This is a genomic window from Okibacterium fritillariae, from assembly GCF_052783725.1.
The window spans coordinates 909,402-923,100 of record NZ_CP199917.1 but is presented as its reverse complement, the minus strand read 5'-3'; the positions used below and the strand labels follow the sequence as shown (position 1 = coordinate 923,100).

11 protein-coding genes and 1 riboswitch are annotated in these 13,699 nt (G+C 69.2%); of the genes, 3 read left to right on the top strand and 8 right to left on the bottom strand.

The features are described from left to right. Nucleotides 1-3 precede the first annotated feature (3 nt). A complete protein-coding gene (glyA, locus tag ACUWEX_RS04390) occupies nt 4-1,275 on the bottom strand; it encodes a serine hydroxymethyltransferase (protein WP_445997236.1) in 1,272 nt (423 codons plus the stop codon). 42 nt (nt 1,276-1,317) lie between these two features. Further along, a riboswitch (ZMP/ZTP riboswitch) is annotated at nt 1,318-1,432 on the bottom strand. 50 nt (nt 1,433-1,482) lie between these two features. Here glyA and nagA point away from each other — a divergent pair. Next, nucleotides 1,483-2,631, top strand: coding sequence for an N-acetylglucosamine-6-phosphate deacetylase (gene nagA / locus ACUWEX_RS04385; protein ID WP_445997600.1), 1,149 nt, complete (start codon nt 1,483-1,485; stop codon nt 2,629-2,631). A gap of 70 nt (nt 2,632-2,701) precedes the next feature. Here nagA and mnhG read toward each other — a convergent pair whose 3' ends face one another. Genes mnhG through ACUWEX_RS04355 form a run of 6 tightly spaced genes read right to left on the bottom strand, consistent with a single transcriptional unit; the run spans nt 2,702 to nt 8,990 of the window. After that, nucleotides 2,702-3,151 (bottom strand): monovalent cation/H(+) antiporter subunit G, encoded by a 450-nt coding sequence (gene mnhG, locus ACUWEX_RS04380; RefSeq protein ID WP_445997235.1) that lies wholly within the window; start codon nt 3,149-3,151, stop codon nt 2,702-2,704. Then, a complete protein-coding gene (locus ACUWEX_RS04375) occupies nt 3,148-3,411 on the bottom strand; it encodes a monovalent cation/H+ antiporter complex subunit F (protein WP_077053763.1) in 264 nt (87 codons plus the stop codon). The genes mnhG and ACUWEX_RS04375 overlap by 4 nt, the downstream gene beginning before the upstream one ends. Beyond that, nucleotides 3,411-4,016 carry a Na+/H+ antiporter subunit E gene (locus tag ACUWEX_RS04370; protein ID WP_079727016.1) on the bottom strand — a complete coding sequence of 202 codons (606 nt, stop codon included), beginning with the start codon at nt 4,014-4,016 and terminating at the stop codon, nt 3,411-3,413. The genes ACUWEX_RS04375 and ACUWEX_RS04370 overlap by 1 nt, the downstream gene beginning before the upstream one ends. Continuing rightward, nucleotides 4,013-5,572, bottom strand: a complete 1,560-nt coding sequence (locus ACUWEX_RS04365) for a Na+/H+ antiporter subunit D (protein ID WP_445997234.1) — start codon at nt 5,570-5,572, stop codon at nt 4,013-4,015. Before ACUWEX_RS04365 ends, ACUWEX_RS04370 begins: the two co-directional genes overlap by 4 nt. Further along, the gene (locus ACUWEX_RS04360; protein ID WP_079727014.1) at nt 5,569-6,075 is read right to left on the bottom strand and encodes a sodium:proton antiporter; all 507 of its coding nucleotides are present in this window, start codon (nt 6,073-6,075) and stop codon (nt 5,569-5,571) included. Before ACUWEX_RS04360 ends, ACUWEX_RS04365 begins: the two co-directional genes overlap by 4 nt. Continuing rightward, nucleotides 6,072-8,990, bottom strand: coding sequence for a Na+/H+ antiporter subunit A (locus ACUWEX_RS04355; RefSeq protein ID WP_079727013.1), 2,919 nt, complete (start codon nt 8,988-8,990; stop codon nt 6,072-6,074). The genes ACUWEX_RS04360 and ACUWEX_RS04355 overlap by 4 nt, the downstream gene beginning before the upstream one ends. Before the next feature lie 178 nt (nt 8,991-9,168). Here ACUWEX_RS04355 and ACUWEX_RS04350 point away from each other — a divergent pair, with 178 nt between their 5' ends. Further along, entirely contained in the window at nt 9,169-11,220 is a 2,052-nt protein-coding gene (locus tag ACUWEX_RS04350; RefSeq protein WP_445997233.1) for a hypothetical protein, read from the top strand. A 16-nt stretch (nt 11,221-11,236) separates the two neighbouring features. On the opposite strand, the gene ACUWEX_RS04345 is transcribed toward ACUWEX_RS04350, so the two are convergent. Beyond that, nucleotides 11,237-12,583 carry an MFS transporter gene (locus ACUWEX_RS04345; protein WP_445997232.1) on the bottom strand — a complete coding sequence of 449 codons (1,347 nt, stop codon included), beginning with the start codon at nt 12,581-12,583 and terminating at the stop codon, nt 11,237-11,239. 240 nt (nt 12,584-12,823) lie between these two features. On the opposite strand from ACUWEX_RS04345, the gene purU reads away from it, so the two are divergent. Next, nucleotides 12,824-13,699 (top strand): formyltetrahydrofolate deformylase, encoded by an 876-nt coding sequence (gene purU, locus ACUWEX_RS04340; RefSeq protein WP_079727008.1) that lies wholly within the window; start codon nt 12,824-12,826, stop codon nt 13,697-13,699.

Sequence of the window (13,699 nt, the reverse complement as noted above, 5' to 3'; positions counted from 1 at the left end):
CGCCTACTGCTCGAGGCCGGGGTAGAGCGAGAACGCGTCGGTCAGCGTCTTGACGCGCGCGCGCAGGGACGAGAGGTCGGCGTCGGGGCGCAGGGCCGCGGCGATGACATCCGACACCTCGGTGAACTCGGCGTCGCCGAAACCGCGCGTGGCGAGGGCGGGCGTGCCGATGCGCAGGCCCGATGTGACCATGGGCGGGCGCGGGTCGAAGGGAACCGAGTTGCGGTTGACCGTGATGCCCACCTCGTGGAGGGCGTCTTCGGCCTGCTTGCCGTCGAGCGGCGAGGTGCGCAGGTCGGCGAGCACGAGGTGCACGTCGGTGCCCCCCGTCAGCACGTCGACGCCGGCTTCGCGCGAGTCGTCGGCGGTGAGGCGGTCGGCCAGGATGGCGGCGCCGCGCAGGGTGCGCTCCTGGCGGTCGACGAACTCGGGCTGCGCCGCGAGCAGGAACGACGTGGCCTTGGCCGCGATCACGTGCATGAGCGGGCCGCCCTGCTGGCCGGGGAACACGTTGCTGTTGAGCTTCTTGGCGATGTCGGCGTCGTTCGACAGGATGAAGCCCGAACGCGGGCCGCCGATGGTCTTGTGCACGGTGGAGGACACGACGTCGGCGAAGGGCACGGGCGACGGGTGCAGGCCCGCGGCGACGATGCCGGCGAAGTGCGCCATGTCGACCCAGAGCTTGGCGCCCACCTCGTCGGCGATGGCGCGGAAGGCCGCGAAGTCGAGCTGACGCGGGTAGGCCGACCAGCCGGCGATGATGACCTGCGGCTTGTGCTCGAGCGCCTTCTCACGGACGACGTTCATGTCGACGAGGAAGGTCTCGGGGTCGACGCCGTAGGAGACGGCGTTGTAGAGCTTGCCCGAGAAGTTGAGCTTCATGCCGTGGGTGAGGTGGCCACCGTGCGACAGCTCGAGGCCGAGGATGGTGTCGCCCGGCGTGGCGATGGCGCTCAGCACGGCGGCGTTGGCCGACGCACCCGAGTGCGGCTGCACGTTGGCGAAGTTAGCGCCGAACAGGCTCTTGGCGCGCTCGATGGCGAGGCTCTCGGCGATGTCGACGTATTCGCAGCCGCCGTAGTAACGACGACCGGGGTAGCCCTCGGCGTACTTGTTGGTGAGAACCGAGCCCTGGGCCTGCAGGATGGCGCGGGGAACGAAGTTCTCGCTCGCGATCATCTCGAGGTAGTCGCGCTGGCGACCCAGTTCGAGCTCGAGGACTTCGGCGATCTGAGGATCGACCTCGGCCAGGGGGGCGTTGAAGGTGGAAGACAAAACTGGCTCCTTTTAGACACAGTTGACGGAACAATCGGTTCTCGTATCGGCCCAGGCGTGCGGCCGAATCCGTGTCAGTCGCTCCCCGATGGTAACCATCTCGGGCGGATGCGCCAGCTGCTCACGATCCGTCACTACGCCAGTTGCGACCGGTCCAGCATAGCAGCGGCGGCCCGGTCGAACGCTAGTGTTGCCAGCGTGAACGCCTTGCCCACGATCATCCATTCGGCCACCCTCATCGACCACTCGCGCCGGGTCTCCGACGCCTGGGTGTGCCTCGACGGCGGCCTCGTCACGCACGCCGGGCGGGGTGATGGATGGCGTGAGCTCAGCGCCGCGCCCACGGCCGATGTCGTCGACGCCAGCCGCCTCGTTCTCACCCCCGGCTTCATCGACCTGCACGGTCACGGCGGCAACGGCGCAGCCTTCGACGACGGTGCGGATGCCATCTCCCGCGCCCTCCTCGTGCACCGCCGTTCGGGCACGACCCGTTCGGTGCTGTCCCTCGTCACGGCCTCGATCGAGGACCTCGCCGCCCGCGTGGCCGAGATCGCGCGGCTCACCGCCTCCGACCCGTCGATTCTGGGTTCGCACCTCGAGGGCCCGTTTCTCGACCCGGGGCACAAGGGTGCACACACCGAGTCCCTGCTGCGACCCGCGGATGCCTCGAGCATCGAGCATCTGATCGAGGCGGCAGCCGGCACCCTGCGTCAGGTGACCATCGCCCCCGAGCGTCCGGGCGCACACGACGCCATCGCCCGGTTCACGGAGTCGGGCGCGCGCGTGGCCGTGGGGCACACCGACGCGGACTACGACCAGACCCGGGCGGCATTCGACGCGGGGGCCAGCATCCTGACCCACACGTTCAACGCCATGCACGGTTTGCAGCACCGCTCCCCCGGGCCCGTCGCGGCGGCGTTCGACGACGAGCGCGTGACGCTCGAGCTCATCGCCGACGGGGTGCACGTGCATCCGCGCATGTTGCGCCTGGCGTTCGCCGAGGCGCCCGGGCGGGTGGCGCTCGTGACCGACGCGATGGCGGCGGCGGGTGCGGCCGACGGGCGGTATTCGCTCGGCGGCCTGGCCGTGGATGTGCGGGAGGGCATTGCGCGCCTCGCGGACGGCGGATCGATCGCCGGATCGACGCTGACACAGGACGAGGCGCTGCGCGTCATGACGCGCGACGCGGGTGTGCCGCTCGAGGTCGCCGTGGAGGCGCTGACGGCAACGCCGGCTCGCGCCCTGGGCCGAGAGAACGATCTCGGGCACCTCGGCGTCGGGTTCGCGGCCGACGCCGTGCTCCTCGACGAGTCGCTGCAGGTTGCGGCCGTCTGGGTCGCCGGCACCCGCGTCTGAGCTGACACGGATCGGCGGGTTCGAGAAAGGTCGGTTCGAACGACTAGGTCGATTCGAACGGCCGGGCGGGCTACGGCTGCTGCAGGTCTTCCCGGTTGAGCAGATCGTCGCGGATGAGCAGGTCGTGCCGCACGTGGTGTGTGCGGTAGGCCGCCCGCGCCACCATGTGGGCCGAGATGGGCGCCGTCAGCGACTGGAACAGGATGATGGCGATGGCGAGCGTGATGTTGCCGACCGTGGGCGTCGAGACCGCGACATCCGCGGTGATGGCGAGCAGGCCGAGAACCTGAGGCTTCGTGGCCGCGTGGAGACGGGAAAGCACATCGGGGAAACGCAGGAGGCCCACGCCGGCCGCGAAGCACATGACGGCACCGACCATGACCAGCAGCACCGTGAAGGTGTCGCGGATAGGGTCGCCACTGAATTCGGGGATGCGCGGCGTGATCTCGGGCGCCATGCTCGTGGCGGCCGTCGCGGCGGCGGCGGCGGCGGCAGAGGAGACCAGAGCTGCGCCGATCATGCGTCGTCCTGCTTCGCCATAAAGCGGGCCACGCTGATCGACCCGAGCACCGCGAACATCGCCAGGGCCAGCAACACGGGCAGGTTGTCGGCGTGATGGTTGAGCGCCATCTCGGCGCCCAGCGCGCACATCACGGTGGCGACGAGCACATCCGAGGCGATCACCCGGTCGAGCAGGCTGGGCCCCTTGATGATGCGGTAGACGGCGGCGAGCGCGCCGGCCCCGAAGAGCACGGTGATCACGATGACAACGGCGAGCATCAGCTGTTCCCTTCTGTCGCACGGGCGGTCGGCGTCGCACCCGCGTCGCGCGCACACACGCGGTCGACGTCGTCGCGCGACCCGAAGGCCATGACGAGCCGCCGCTCGGTGCCGAGCGCCTCACGGAGGACGCGGTCGACATCCGCCTCGTCGTGCGTGTCGAGCGAGTGCAGGTAGAGCACCGAGTTGGCGCGGTCGAGGTCGACCACGATCGACCCTGGCACGAGCGAGATGGCCTCGGCTGTGGCCGACATGATGAGGTCGGATCGCGTGGAGAGCGGCACCTCGATGATGGCGTTGCTGGGCGAATAGGTGGGTTTCGTCACGAGCCACGTGATCTGCGCCGAGGCGCGCACGATGTCGACGACGAGCCGGCCGAAGAAGTAGGCGGCCCAGAGCACATTCACGCGGCCCGAGAGTTGCACGGCGGGCAGGTAGAACACGAGGGAGACGAGCACGGCGAGCACGACGCCCGTGACGATGGTGAGGACATCCGCCTTGCCCCAGAGCAGGCACCACAGCACGACGAGGCCGAGCAACAGCGTGATCTGGCTGACGATCGAGCGTGTGGGGCCGGAGTTCGATCCGGTGTTCGAGGCGCTCATTCCACACCTCCCGGGAACACGGCGTCGACGTAGTTCGAGTGGTTCTCGTTGGCCACGGCCGCGCGGTTGGCGAGGTCGAAGAGCGGGCCGGCGAAGACCGTGAGCGACAGGCTCAGCAGCACCATGCCTGTGGTGGCGGCGATCATGAGGCGCGGCGTGTGCTTGCGATCGATCTCGCCGGCGTCGTCGGGGTTCTCGGCGAGCGACTGGATGAGGGGCGACTCGTAGTTCTTGACCTCGTCTTTGCGGCGCCAGAAGCCCATGTTCCACACGCGCATGAGCGCGTAGAGCGTGAGCAGCGACGTGGCCGCGCCGGCACCGATCAGAATCCAGGCCAGCGGGTCGTTCAGCTGCACGCCCGCCTGGAAGAGCCCCACCTTGCCGAGGAAGCCCGAGAACGGCGGAATGCCGCCCAGGTTCATGGCGCCGATGAAGAAGAGAATGGCCACGAACGGGGATGCCCTGAGCATGCCGCCCAGCCGCGAGATCGACGCCGTTCCACCGATGCGCTCGACGAGCCCGATGGCGAGGAACAACGTGGTCTGCACGATGATGTGATGCACCACGTAGTAGATCGTGGCCGTCATGCCGAGCTCGGACCCGACGGCGATGCCGAAGATCATGTAGCCGATGTGGCTGACGAGCGTGAACGACAGCAGACGCTTGATATCGGCCTGCGCGAGTGCGCCGAAGATGCCGATGAGCAGCGTGAAGAACGCCACGATCATCAATGGCACGGCGAGTGGCACATCCGTGAAGAGCACGGTGTCGGTGCGGATGATCGCGTAGACACCCACCTTGGTGAGCAAACCCGCGAACACGGCGGTGACGGGCGCGGGGGCCGTGGGGTAGGAGTCCGGCAGCCAGAACGACACCGGGAACACGGCGGCCTTGACGGCGAACCCGAGCAGCAGCGCGCAGCACAGGATGAGCTGCACATCGGGCGGCAGGTCGCGCACGCGTTCGGCGATGAGGGCGATCGTGACCGTACCGGTTGCGCCGTAGATGAGCGCGATGGAGGCCAGGAACAGCAGCGACGACATCAGGCTGATCACGATGTAGGTGACGCCGGCTCGGATGCGGGCGCCCGTTCCCCCGAGCGTCAGCAGCACATAGCTCGCCGCCAGCAGCATCTCGAAGCCCACGTACATGTTGAACAGGTCGCCCGCCACGAAGGCGTCGAACAGTCCGGCCGCCAGCACGAGGTAGGTCGGGTGGAAGATCGACACGGGCGTCTCGTCGTGGTTGTCGGCCACGCCTTGCCCGATCGAGAAGATGAGCACGCCGAGCAGCATGAGCGCCGAGACCAGCAGCATGATGGCCGAGAGGCGGTCGACGACGAGCACGATGCCCCACGGCGGCTGCCAGGCTCCCACGTTGACCACGACGGTGCCGTGCGTGTCGACCCAGACGAGCAGCACGGCGCTGATGATCGTGACGGCCGTGAGGGCGAGCGAGCTGATGGCGATCTGGATGCGCGGCCGGTGGCCGAAGATGAGGGCGATCGCGGCACCCAGCAGCGGGATGGTGACGACGAGAGGGACCAGGGCGTTCATCGGCGCTCCTTCTCTCGTGCCTCGGGATCGTCCTCGATGGGACCGGAATCGCTGTCGGTGTCGCCGTGTTCGTTCGACGCGTCGAGCACCTGTTGAATGGCGAGATCGTCCTCGTCGACGGCTGCGAAGGCCGCCTCGGTCGAGGCCTCGGTCTCGCCCGCGTGTTCGTCGGTGAGCGTGTCGCCCTCGTCACCCAGCTGGGCCAACCACCAGGAGCGGTAGACGAGCGCCAGGATGAAGGCGACGACACCGAAGTTGATCACGATGGCCGTCAGCATGAGCACCTGCGGCACGGGGTCGACCATGTTCTCGTCAGCGGCGGTGCCCGTGACGATGGGCGCGCTGCCGCTCGGGCCGCTCATCAAGAAGATGAGGATGTTCGTTGCGTTACCGACCAGCAGGAAGCCGATCAAGAGTCGCGTCAGGCTGCGTTCGAGCATGACGTAGATGCCCGTGCCGTACATGACGGCCATCAGGACGACAAGGGTGAGCGAAGCGGTCACGGGCGCACCTCCGCGGGCGTGAAGTCGTCGTCGGTGCCGGCCTCGAGGTCGGTGTCCTCCTGCTGGCGGTCGACCTCGGCGCCCAGCGAGCGCAGGATGTCGAGCGTCAGGCCGATGACCACGAGGTAGACGCCCACGTCGAAGATCGACGAGGTTCCGATCGAGAGATGGCCGAGCACGGGCACATCCGCTTCGAGGTAGGCCGATTGCAGGATCTCGCCGCCGAAGAAGAGCGAGCCGATGGCCGTGCCCACGGCGAGCAGCACGCCCACGCCGAGCACCTTGCCCGGGTCGATGGGAGCGGCCTCACCGAGTTCGTATCGTCCACCCGCGAGATAGCGGAACACGAGCGCCAGACCGGCGAGCAGACCGCCCGCGAATCCGCCGCCCGGCGAGTTGTGGCCGACGAAGAGCAGGAACACGCTGACGACGATGGCGGGGTGGAAGAGCAACCGCACGAGCACCTCGAGCAGCACCGAGCGGTTCTCGCTCGACACTTTGAGGCCGCCCAGCAGCCACGACTGGCGGTGCACGCTCTCGGGATGCTCGGTGGTCTGCGGGTCGTCGATCACGTTGCGGCGGTTGTCGGCACGGCGCTGGTTGCGCGAACCGCTGAGCCGCGGCAGGGCCTTGGCGCGGCCCGACACGAACAGCAGGCTCGCGATGCCCGTGGCCACGACGACCAGCACCGAGAGCTCGCCCATGGTGTCCCACGCGCGGATGTCGACGAGCATGACGTTCACGATGTTGCGGCCATGACCCTCTTCATAGGCCAGGCGCGGCAGCTCGGCGGCGATGGATGGCGCCTGCCTGGCGCCCAGCGCGATCAGGCCGATCGTGCCCATCACGAGTCCGACGAGCACACCGATGATCAGGCGCCGCGTGCGCTGCTCGGGCTTGTTGTGTTGCGCGATCTTGACGGGCAGGCGGCGCAGCACGAGCACGAAGACGACGACCGTGATGGTTTCGACGAGCGCCTGCGTGAGCGCCAGGTCGGGAGCGCCGTGCAGGGCGAACAGTCCGACCATGCCGAAACCGGTCACACCGGCGAGCAGCACGGCCGTCATGCGCTGTTTGGCGAGCGCGGCGGCGATGGCGGCGATGCCCATGACCACGGCGACGACGAGCTGCGCGGGCGAGTCGAACCAGCGGATGCCGGAGGGCCACGTGCGCCCGAGCGTGGCCGTCAGGCCGAGCGCCAGCACGAAGACCACGAGGATGGTCGAGAGGTACTGCGAGAGACCGCCGCGCTGCGCGAAGATCGTGATCTTGGCCGACAACCGGTCGACACCCTGCGTCGCGGCCCAGTAGCCGCGGCTGGCGTCGACGAGCGGCGGCACCTTCTCCTGCAAGCGAGCAACACCCCGGCGCCGCCAGAACAAGAGGCCGCCGAGCACGAGCACGGCCGCGCTGATGAAGAGGGCGGGCTCAAGTCCGTGCCAGAGCGCCAGGTGGTAGTGGCCCTCGCCCGGAACGGTGTCGGCATAGAGCGCGAGCAGCGGGTCGAGCAGGGGGACGGCGATGCCGAGGACGACGGTTGCGAGCGCGAGGAAGGCGGGCGCGAACTGGATGCCCCAGCCATCCGTGTGCAATTCGGTGGGGACGATCTTCTTGCGGTTGCCGAACGCGCCCCAGAGGAAGCGTGCGCTGTAGGCCACCGTGAGCACCGAGCCGACGGCCGTGCCGACGAGCGCCACCCAGCCCCAGAAGTCGCCCTCGATGGCGGCCTCGACGAAGGCCCCGAAGACCGCCTCTTTGGCGACGAAGCCGAGGAGCGGCGGGATGCCCGCCATCGACGCGACGGCGATGGCCGTGATGACGAAGAGCGACGGCGTGCTGCGCCACAGCCCCGAGAGTTTGCGCCAGTCGCGCGTGCCCGCCTGGTGGTCGATGATGCCGACGACGAGGAAGAGTGTGGCCTTGTAGAGCGCGTGGGCGAGCAGGAGCGCAGCGGCGGCCAGCGCGGCATCTCGAGAGCCGAAGCCCGTGATCACCATGAGGAAACCGAGCTGCGAGACCGTGCCGTAGGCGAGCACGAGTTTGAGGTCGTATTGCCGCAGGCTGCGCCAGGCGCCCACGATCATGGTCCACACGCCGAGGCCCACGAGCAGAGCCTGCCAGCCCGGGATGTCGGCATAGCCCGGCGCGAGACGTGCGACCAGATAGATGCCGGCCTTCACCATGGCGGCCGCGTGCAGGTAGGCGCTGACGGGTGTGGGGGCGGCCATGGCCGCGGGCAACCAGAAGTGGAACGGCACGATAGCCGACTTCGACAGCGCGCCCACCAGAATGAGCAGGATGGCGACCGTGGGCCCGGCACCCTGCGGCGCCTCTGAAACGATGCTGGCGATCGACGTCGTCCCGGCGAAGGACGAGATCATGACCACGCCGACGAGCATGACGAGCCCGCCGAATGTCGTGACGAGCAGGGCCTGCAACGCCGCACCGCGCGACTCTTTGCGCCCCGTGTAATGCCCGATGAGCAGGTAGGACAGGATGCTCGTGATCTCCCAGTACATGAACATCACGATGATGTCGTCGCTCGTCACGAGGCCGTACATGGTGCCCGCGAAGGCCAGCAGCAGGCCCGCGAAACGACCGAGGCCAGGCTCATCGGCGTCGAAGTAGCGCGCGCAATAAACGAGCACGAGGGCGCCGACACCCGTGACGACGAGGGCCAAGAGCCAGCCGAGCGCATCGATGCGGGATGTCAGGGCGATGCCGAGCTGCGGAATCCACTCGATCTTCTCCTCGATCACCCCGCCTGAGGCGATGGTGGGAGTCTGCGCGAGCGTGATGCCGAACACGGCGGCCGGCAGCAGCGCGATGACGTAGAAGACGCGGGTCGAGAGCCAGCGGGTGAGGAGCGGAGACGCGACAGACACCGCTGCAAACAGGGCGAGGATGAGTGTCATGCAGGTCTCCTGGTCGAGGCGGCCGCTGGCTTACAAACTTATCAGGAATTCGGTTACCTCTTATACGGGGCTTGCGTGCGGGGTCGCCTGTCTGCATGTCGCACACGGTCAGCAAATCTGGATACAGAAATGTCAGCATTGTATGTATTCTGTCGATCGCTCATCAGAGGAGGCTCATATGCCACGGCATCGACCCACGTCCGCAGACAGTTCAACCGACTCGGCCCGACAGGCCGCCGCACCGACGCCCGGTGCCGCTCCGGCGCGGCCCGGCGCTTCCCTGCCCGAGCCCGATGACACGGGCACGCTCATCGTCGATTCGGCCCGGGCGGCGCTCGACACCCTGCCCGAGGCCTGGCGCCGCTGTCTGGGCGACCTCCGAGCCGCCCACGACACATCCGCGCACACGCGACACGCCGAGGCGAAGAAGTCCCGAACGGAGGGATCACGCGGGCACCCATCGACGCTGGCGGAACGGCACGATCCCCGGCTGCGTCACCTGGCGGCGACCGCGCTCGACGCCTCCTGGCGCCACGAGCTCGCGCTGCGCATCGACACGCTCTCGCCGCACCGGGTGGTCGTCGACCGCGGCGACGACTACCAGGCCGGCCGACTGGGCGATCGCGCCCGACAACGCGCGGCCCAACACATCGAGGCGTGCGCGCTCTGCACATATGTCCTCCCGCTCTTCGCCTCGAGCGACGCCATCGTCGATGCGGCCAACGCCTGGGTGCCCGAGCGGCATCGGCGCACGACGCCGGTGCACTACTACCGCAGCGGCCCCGGCGCGGTATCAGGTGGCGTCGGTCTGGGCACAGCGGTTGCCGTCGGTTCCGCGGCCGTGGCGTCGTCCGCGTCGGCTGCAACAGCCGCCTCGGCCGTTTCGACATCGACGGCCGCGGCGAGTTCCCCCTTCGCCTCTGTCTCGACTGTCGTGGGAACGCTGACGGCGTCGCTGCGTCGCACCCGTTCCGCTTTCACACGGGGAACGGCCATCGCCGCGACCGCCACGATCTGCATCGTCAGCGTCGGGATCGGCACCTCGATCGCCCTGTCGGCCGCGCAATCGAAGAATGGTTTTCCCATGGTGCTGGCGGCGGGACAAGCCGCGCAGGAGGCGAGCGCGTCTCCACACCCCGAGGTGCCGGCCGAACCGCGCACCGAGGCACCCACCGCACCCGCGGCCCCGCCCGGCGTCCCCGCCGAACCGGGCGACGAGCAGAAGACACCCGTGTCGGTCGAGGCGGTTCCGCCCGCGCCCGCCGAGCCCGAAGTCCCCCGCACGCCGCACCGCGACCCGATGCCCCGCGGCACCGGCCCGGCCCAGCGGCCGAGCGCGTCGAACCCCGCCGGCGCCCCGCCGGTCGACGCCACCACCCCGTCCGTCGCACCGTCGTCGGCCGGCGAGAGCGTTCCGTCCACCACGTCGCCCGCCGTCGGTCCGGCCGCCGGCGCATCGACGGATGCGTCGACTACTGGATCGGCAAACGCGTCGACCAGCTCGAACGCGAACGCAGCGTCGGCGGGCAATGGGAGCCCGGAGGAAGGAAGCACGGGCGGTTCGGGCGCGGGCGGCGAAAGCTCTGGCAACGGAAGCTCAAGCGGCGCAGAAACCGGCAGCAACTCCGACACGAGCGATGACAGCGGTGACAGCGGCGCCGATGGCACGGAAACGAGCGCGGCCGATGGCCTCGGAACCAGCGGTGCCGACGGCTCCGGAAACAGTGGCGCCGACGGCGGCGCCCCGGCACCCACACCGTCCCGTCCCGGGCCGACTGACCCGAACGGATCTCGGCCCGACGGATCTGGGCCGGACGGATCTGCACCGGACGGATCCGCACAGGGCTCCGCCGAGCCCGTCACGGGAAGCCCCGCAGCGCCCGCGGTTCCCGGCATACCCGCCGTTCCGGTGGATGCCGAACCGTCGACCGGGACCGAAGCGCCTGCGGCTCCCACGCGGCCCGCGCCGGGCACGTCCCCCGCGGCCTCTGCGCCAGCCCAGCCGGTCACACCGGCCGCACCCGCTCAGCCGGCCGCCGCTCCTGTGCCCGCCCCCGCGCCGGCACCGAAGCCCGTCGACCACCCCCGGCCGGCACCCGTTGCGCCGACAACCGCGCCGCCCCCCGCCCTCCCCGCCGTCGAAACCCCGCCGGGAGGCGTTGCCCCGACGGACGGCGTCGGCCTTCCCGATGCGCCGACCAGGCCGGCCCCCGCCCGTCCGCAGGGTTAGCGCCGGTCGACGTCATCTACCGCGTGGGCGCCACGCCCGAGCGTCGTCGCACGGCGAGTTCGTATCGCCGTGCGACGACGACCAACACCCCACCGATCACGAGCAAGACGACGTAGAAGTACGGCAACGATTCGATTCCGACGCCGTCGAGCAGCAGGCCGCCGACGAATGCGCCGCCGCCGATGCCCACGTTGAACGCCGTCGTGTAGAAGGCGCTGGCGGTGTCGCGGATGCGCGCGCTGGCCGAATGCAACATGCGCGTCTGCATGAGCGGCGCGATGGCGCCGTAGGCGATGCCCCAGACCAGGAAAACGATGAGCGCCGCCCAGAACCATCCGGCGACGAGCGCGAGCGCCGTGACGAACACGATCGACAGACCGATGCAGATGAGCAGGCCTCGTGTCGTGCGCTTGGCGAAGACCGTGCCGGCGAGCACCAGGCCGAGCGCACCCGTGATGCCGAATCCGAACAACGCCAGGCTGATCTGGGCCTCGGGAACCCCGATGACATCCGTCAGGTAGGGCGCGATGTAGGTGTAGAAGCTGTAGTGGCCGATCATGACGATAGCGACCGTGATGCAGACGAGCGCGACCGAGAAGACGGTGGGGTCGACAGGGCGACGGGTGCCCGCGCGGCCCGACGCGGCGGACGAACCGGATGCTCGAGCATCCGCTGCGGTGTCATCGGCATGTGCGTCGAGCTCGCGTTCGACGGGCGGCAGGAACTTGTAGACCACGACGGCGCCGACGAGCAGCAGCACCGCGATGCCCACGAACGAGAGGCGCCACCCGACCGCGTGGCCGGCCGCCGTTCCGAGCGGAACGCCCAGCACGAACGCGAGGGTTCCTCCGGCGAGGGTGATCGAGACGGCCCGGCCGATGAGCTCCTTCGGCACGAGGTGCGCGGCATAGGCGCCCACCATCGACCAGAAGAGTCCGTGCCCGATGCCGCCCAACACGCGCGTCGACAACACGAGCGGATAGGTGGGAGCAAGAGCGGTCAGCACGTTGGCGACCGCGAGCAGCACGAGCACCGACATGATGAGGGTCTTGCGCGGGATGCGCACCGTGAGGGCCGTCAGAGGCGCCGAGGTGAGCACGACCGTGAACGCGAAGGCGCTCACGAGGAAGCCGACCTGCGATTCGGTCACACCGAGCGAGGCGCTCATATCGGGCAACAGGCCCGTGGGGATCATCTCGCTCGTCACCGACAGGAAGACGGCCGCCGACAGGGCGATCAGGCCCACCCAGGGGAAGCGCGCGCCGGCGGGCGGCGACGAGGTCACGGGCCCGGTGACGATCGGCAAGGAGCCTGTCGGGGTGTCAGACCCGCGATCAGGCAGGGGAATAGGGGAAGTAGTCATCAGTGTGTCCGACGATGGCGTTCACTCCGGCACTGGCTGGCCGTCACGCTGTGGGTGACCCCTGGCCGCGGGAGTTCGTCTGCGCGCTCATGTGCGCGCCCAGGGCCGGGCGAACCGCCACGGCCAGCACCCATTCTACGGGCGGGCGGCGGGTGACGCCAGAAGGGGTTCGCGGATGCCGTGAGCCGCCGTCACAGTGACCGCCACGGTTCGGGCGCCCCGGTGTCCTATCCTGGGCGAATGACTTCCGACGCCACCGCCTCCGCGCCCCACAACCACTGGGTACTCACGTTCGTCTGCCCCGACGCGCCGGGCATCGTGCACGCCATCTCGGGGGCCATCGTCGAGGCATCCGGAAACATCACCGAGAGCCAGCAATTCTCGAGCGCCGACACGGGCCGCTTCTTCATGCGCCTGCAGGTGCAGGCCCCCACCGACCAGCAGCAGTTCGAGGCCGCCATCACGCCCGTCGCCGAGCGCTTCGAGCTCGACTGGCAGCTCGACCGCGTGGGTCGCCCGCTGCGCACGCTCGTGCTCGCCTCGACGGCCGCGCACTGCGTCAACGACCTGCTGTTCCGTCAGCGCGCCGGCCAGCTGCCCGTCGAGATCCCGCTCGTGCTGTCGAACCACGGGTCGCTGCGCGAACTCGCCGCGTTCTACGGCGTGCCGTTCGAGTCGCAATCGGTCACGGATGCCGCGAGCAAGGCCCTCTTCGAACGCCGCATCCTCGAGGCCGTCGAGGAGCACGACATCGAACTCGTCGTGCTCGCCCGCTACATGCAGATCCTGTCGCCCGAACTCTGCGAGAAGCTCGCGGGCCGGGCCATCAACATCCACCACTCGTTCCTGCCCGGTTTCAAGGGCGCCAACCCCTACCGCCAGGCGCACGCCCGCGGCGTGAAGCTCATCGGCGCCACGGCGCACTTCGTGACGAGCGACCTCGACGAGGGGCCCATCATCGAGCAGAACGTGGTGCGCGTCGACCACGCGCAGAGCCCCGCCGAACTCGTCGCCATCGGGCAGGACGAGGAGAGCCGCACGCTCACGCAGGCCGTGAAGTGGTTCGCCGAGGACCGTGTGCTGCTCGACGGCGCCCGCACCATCATCTTCCGCTAG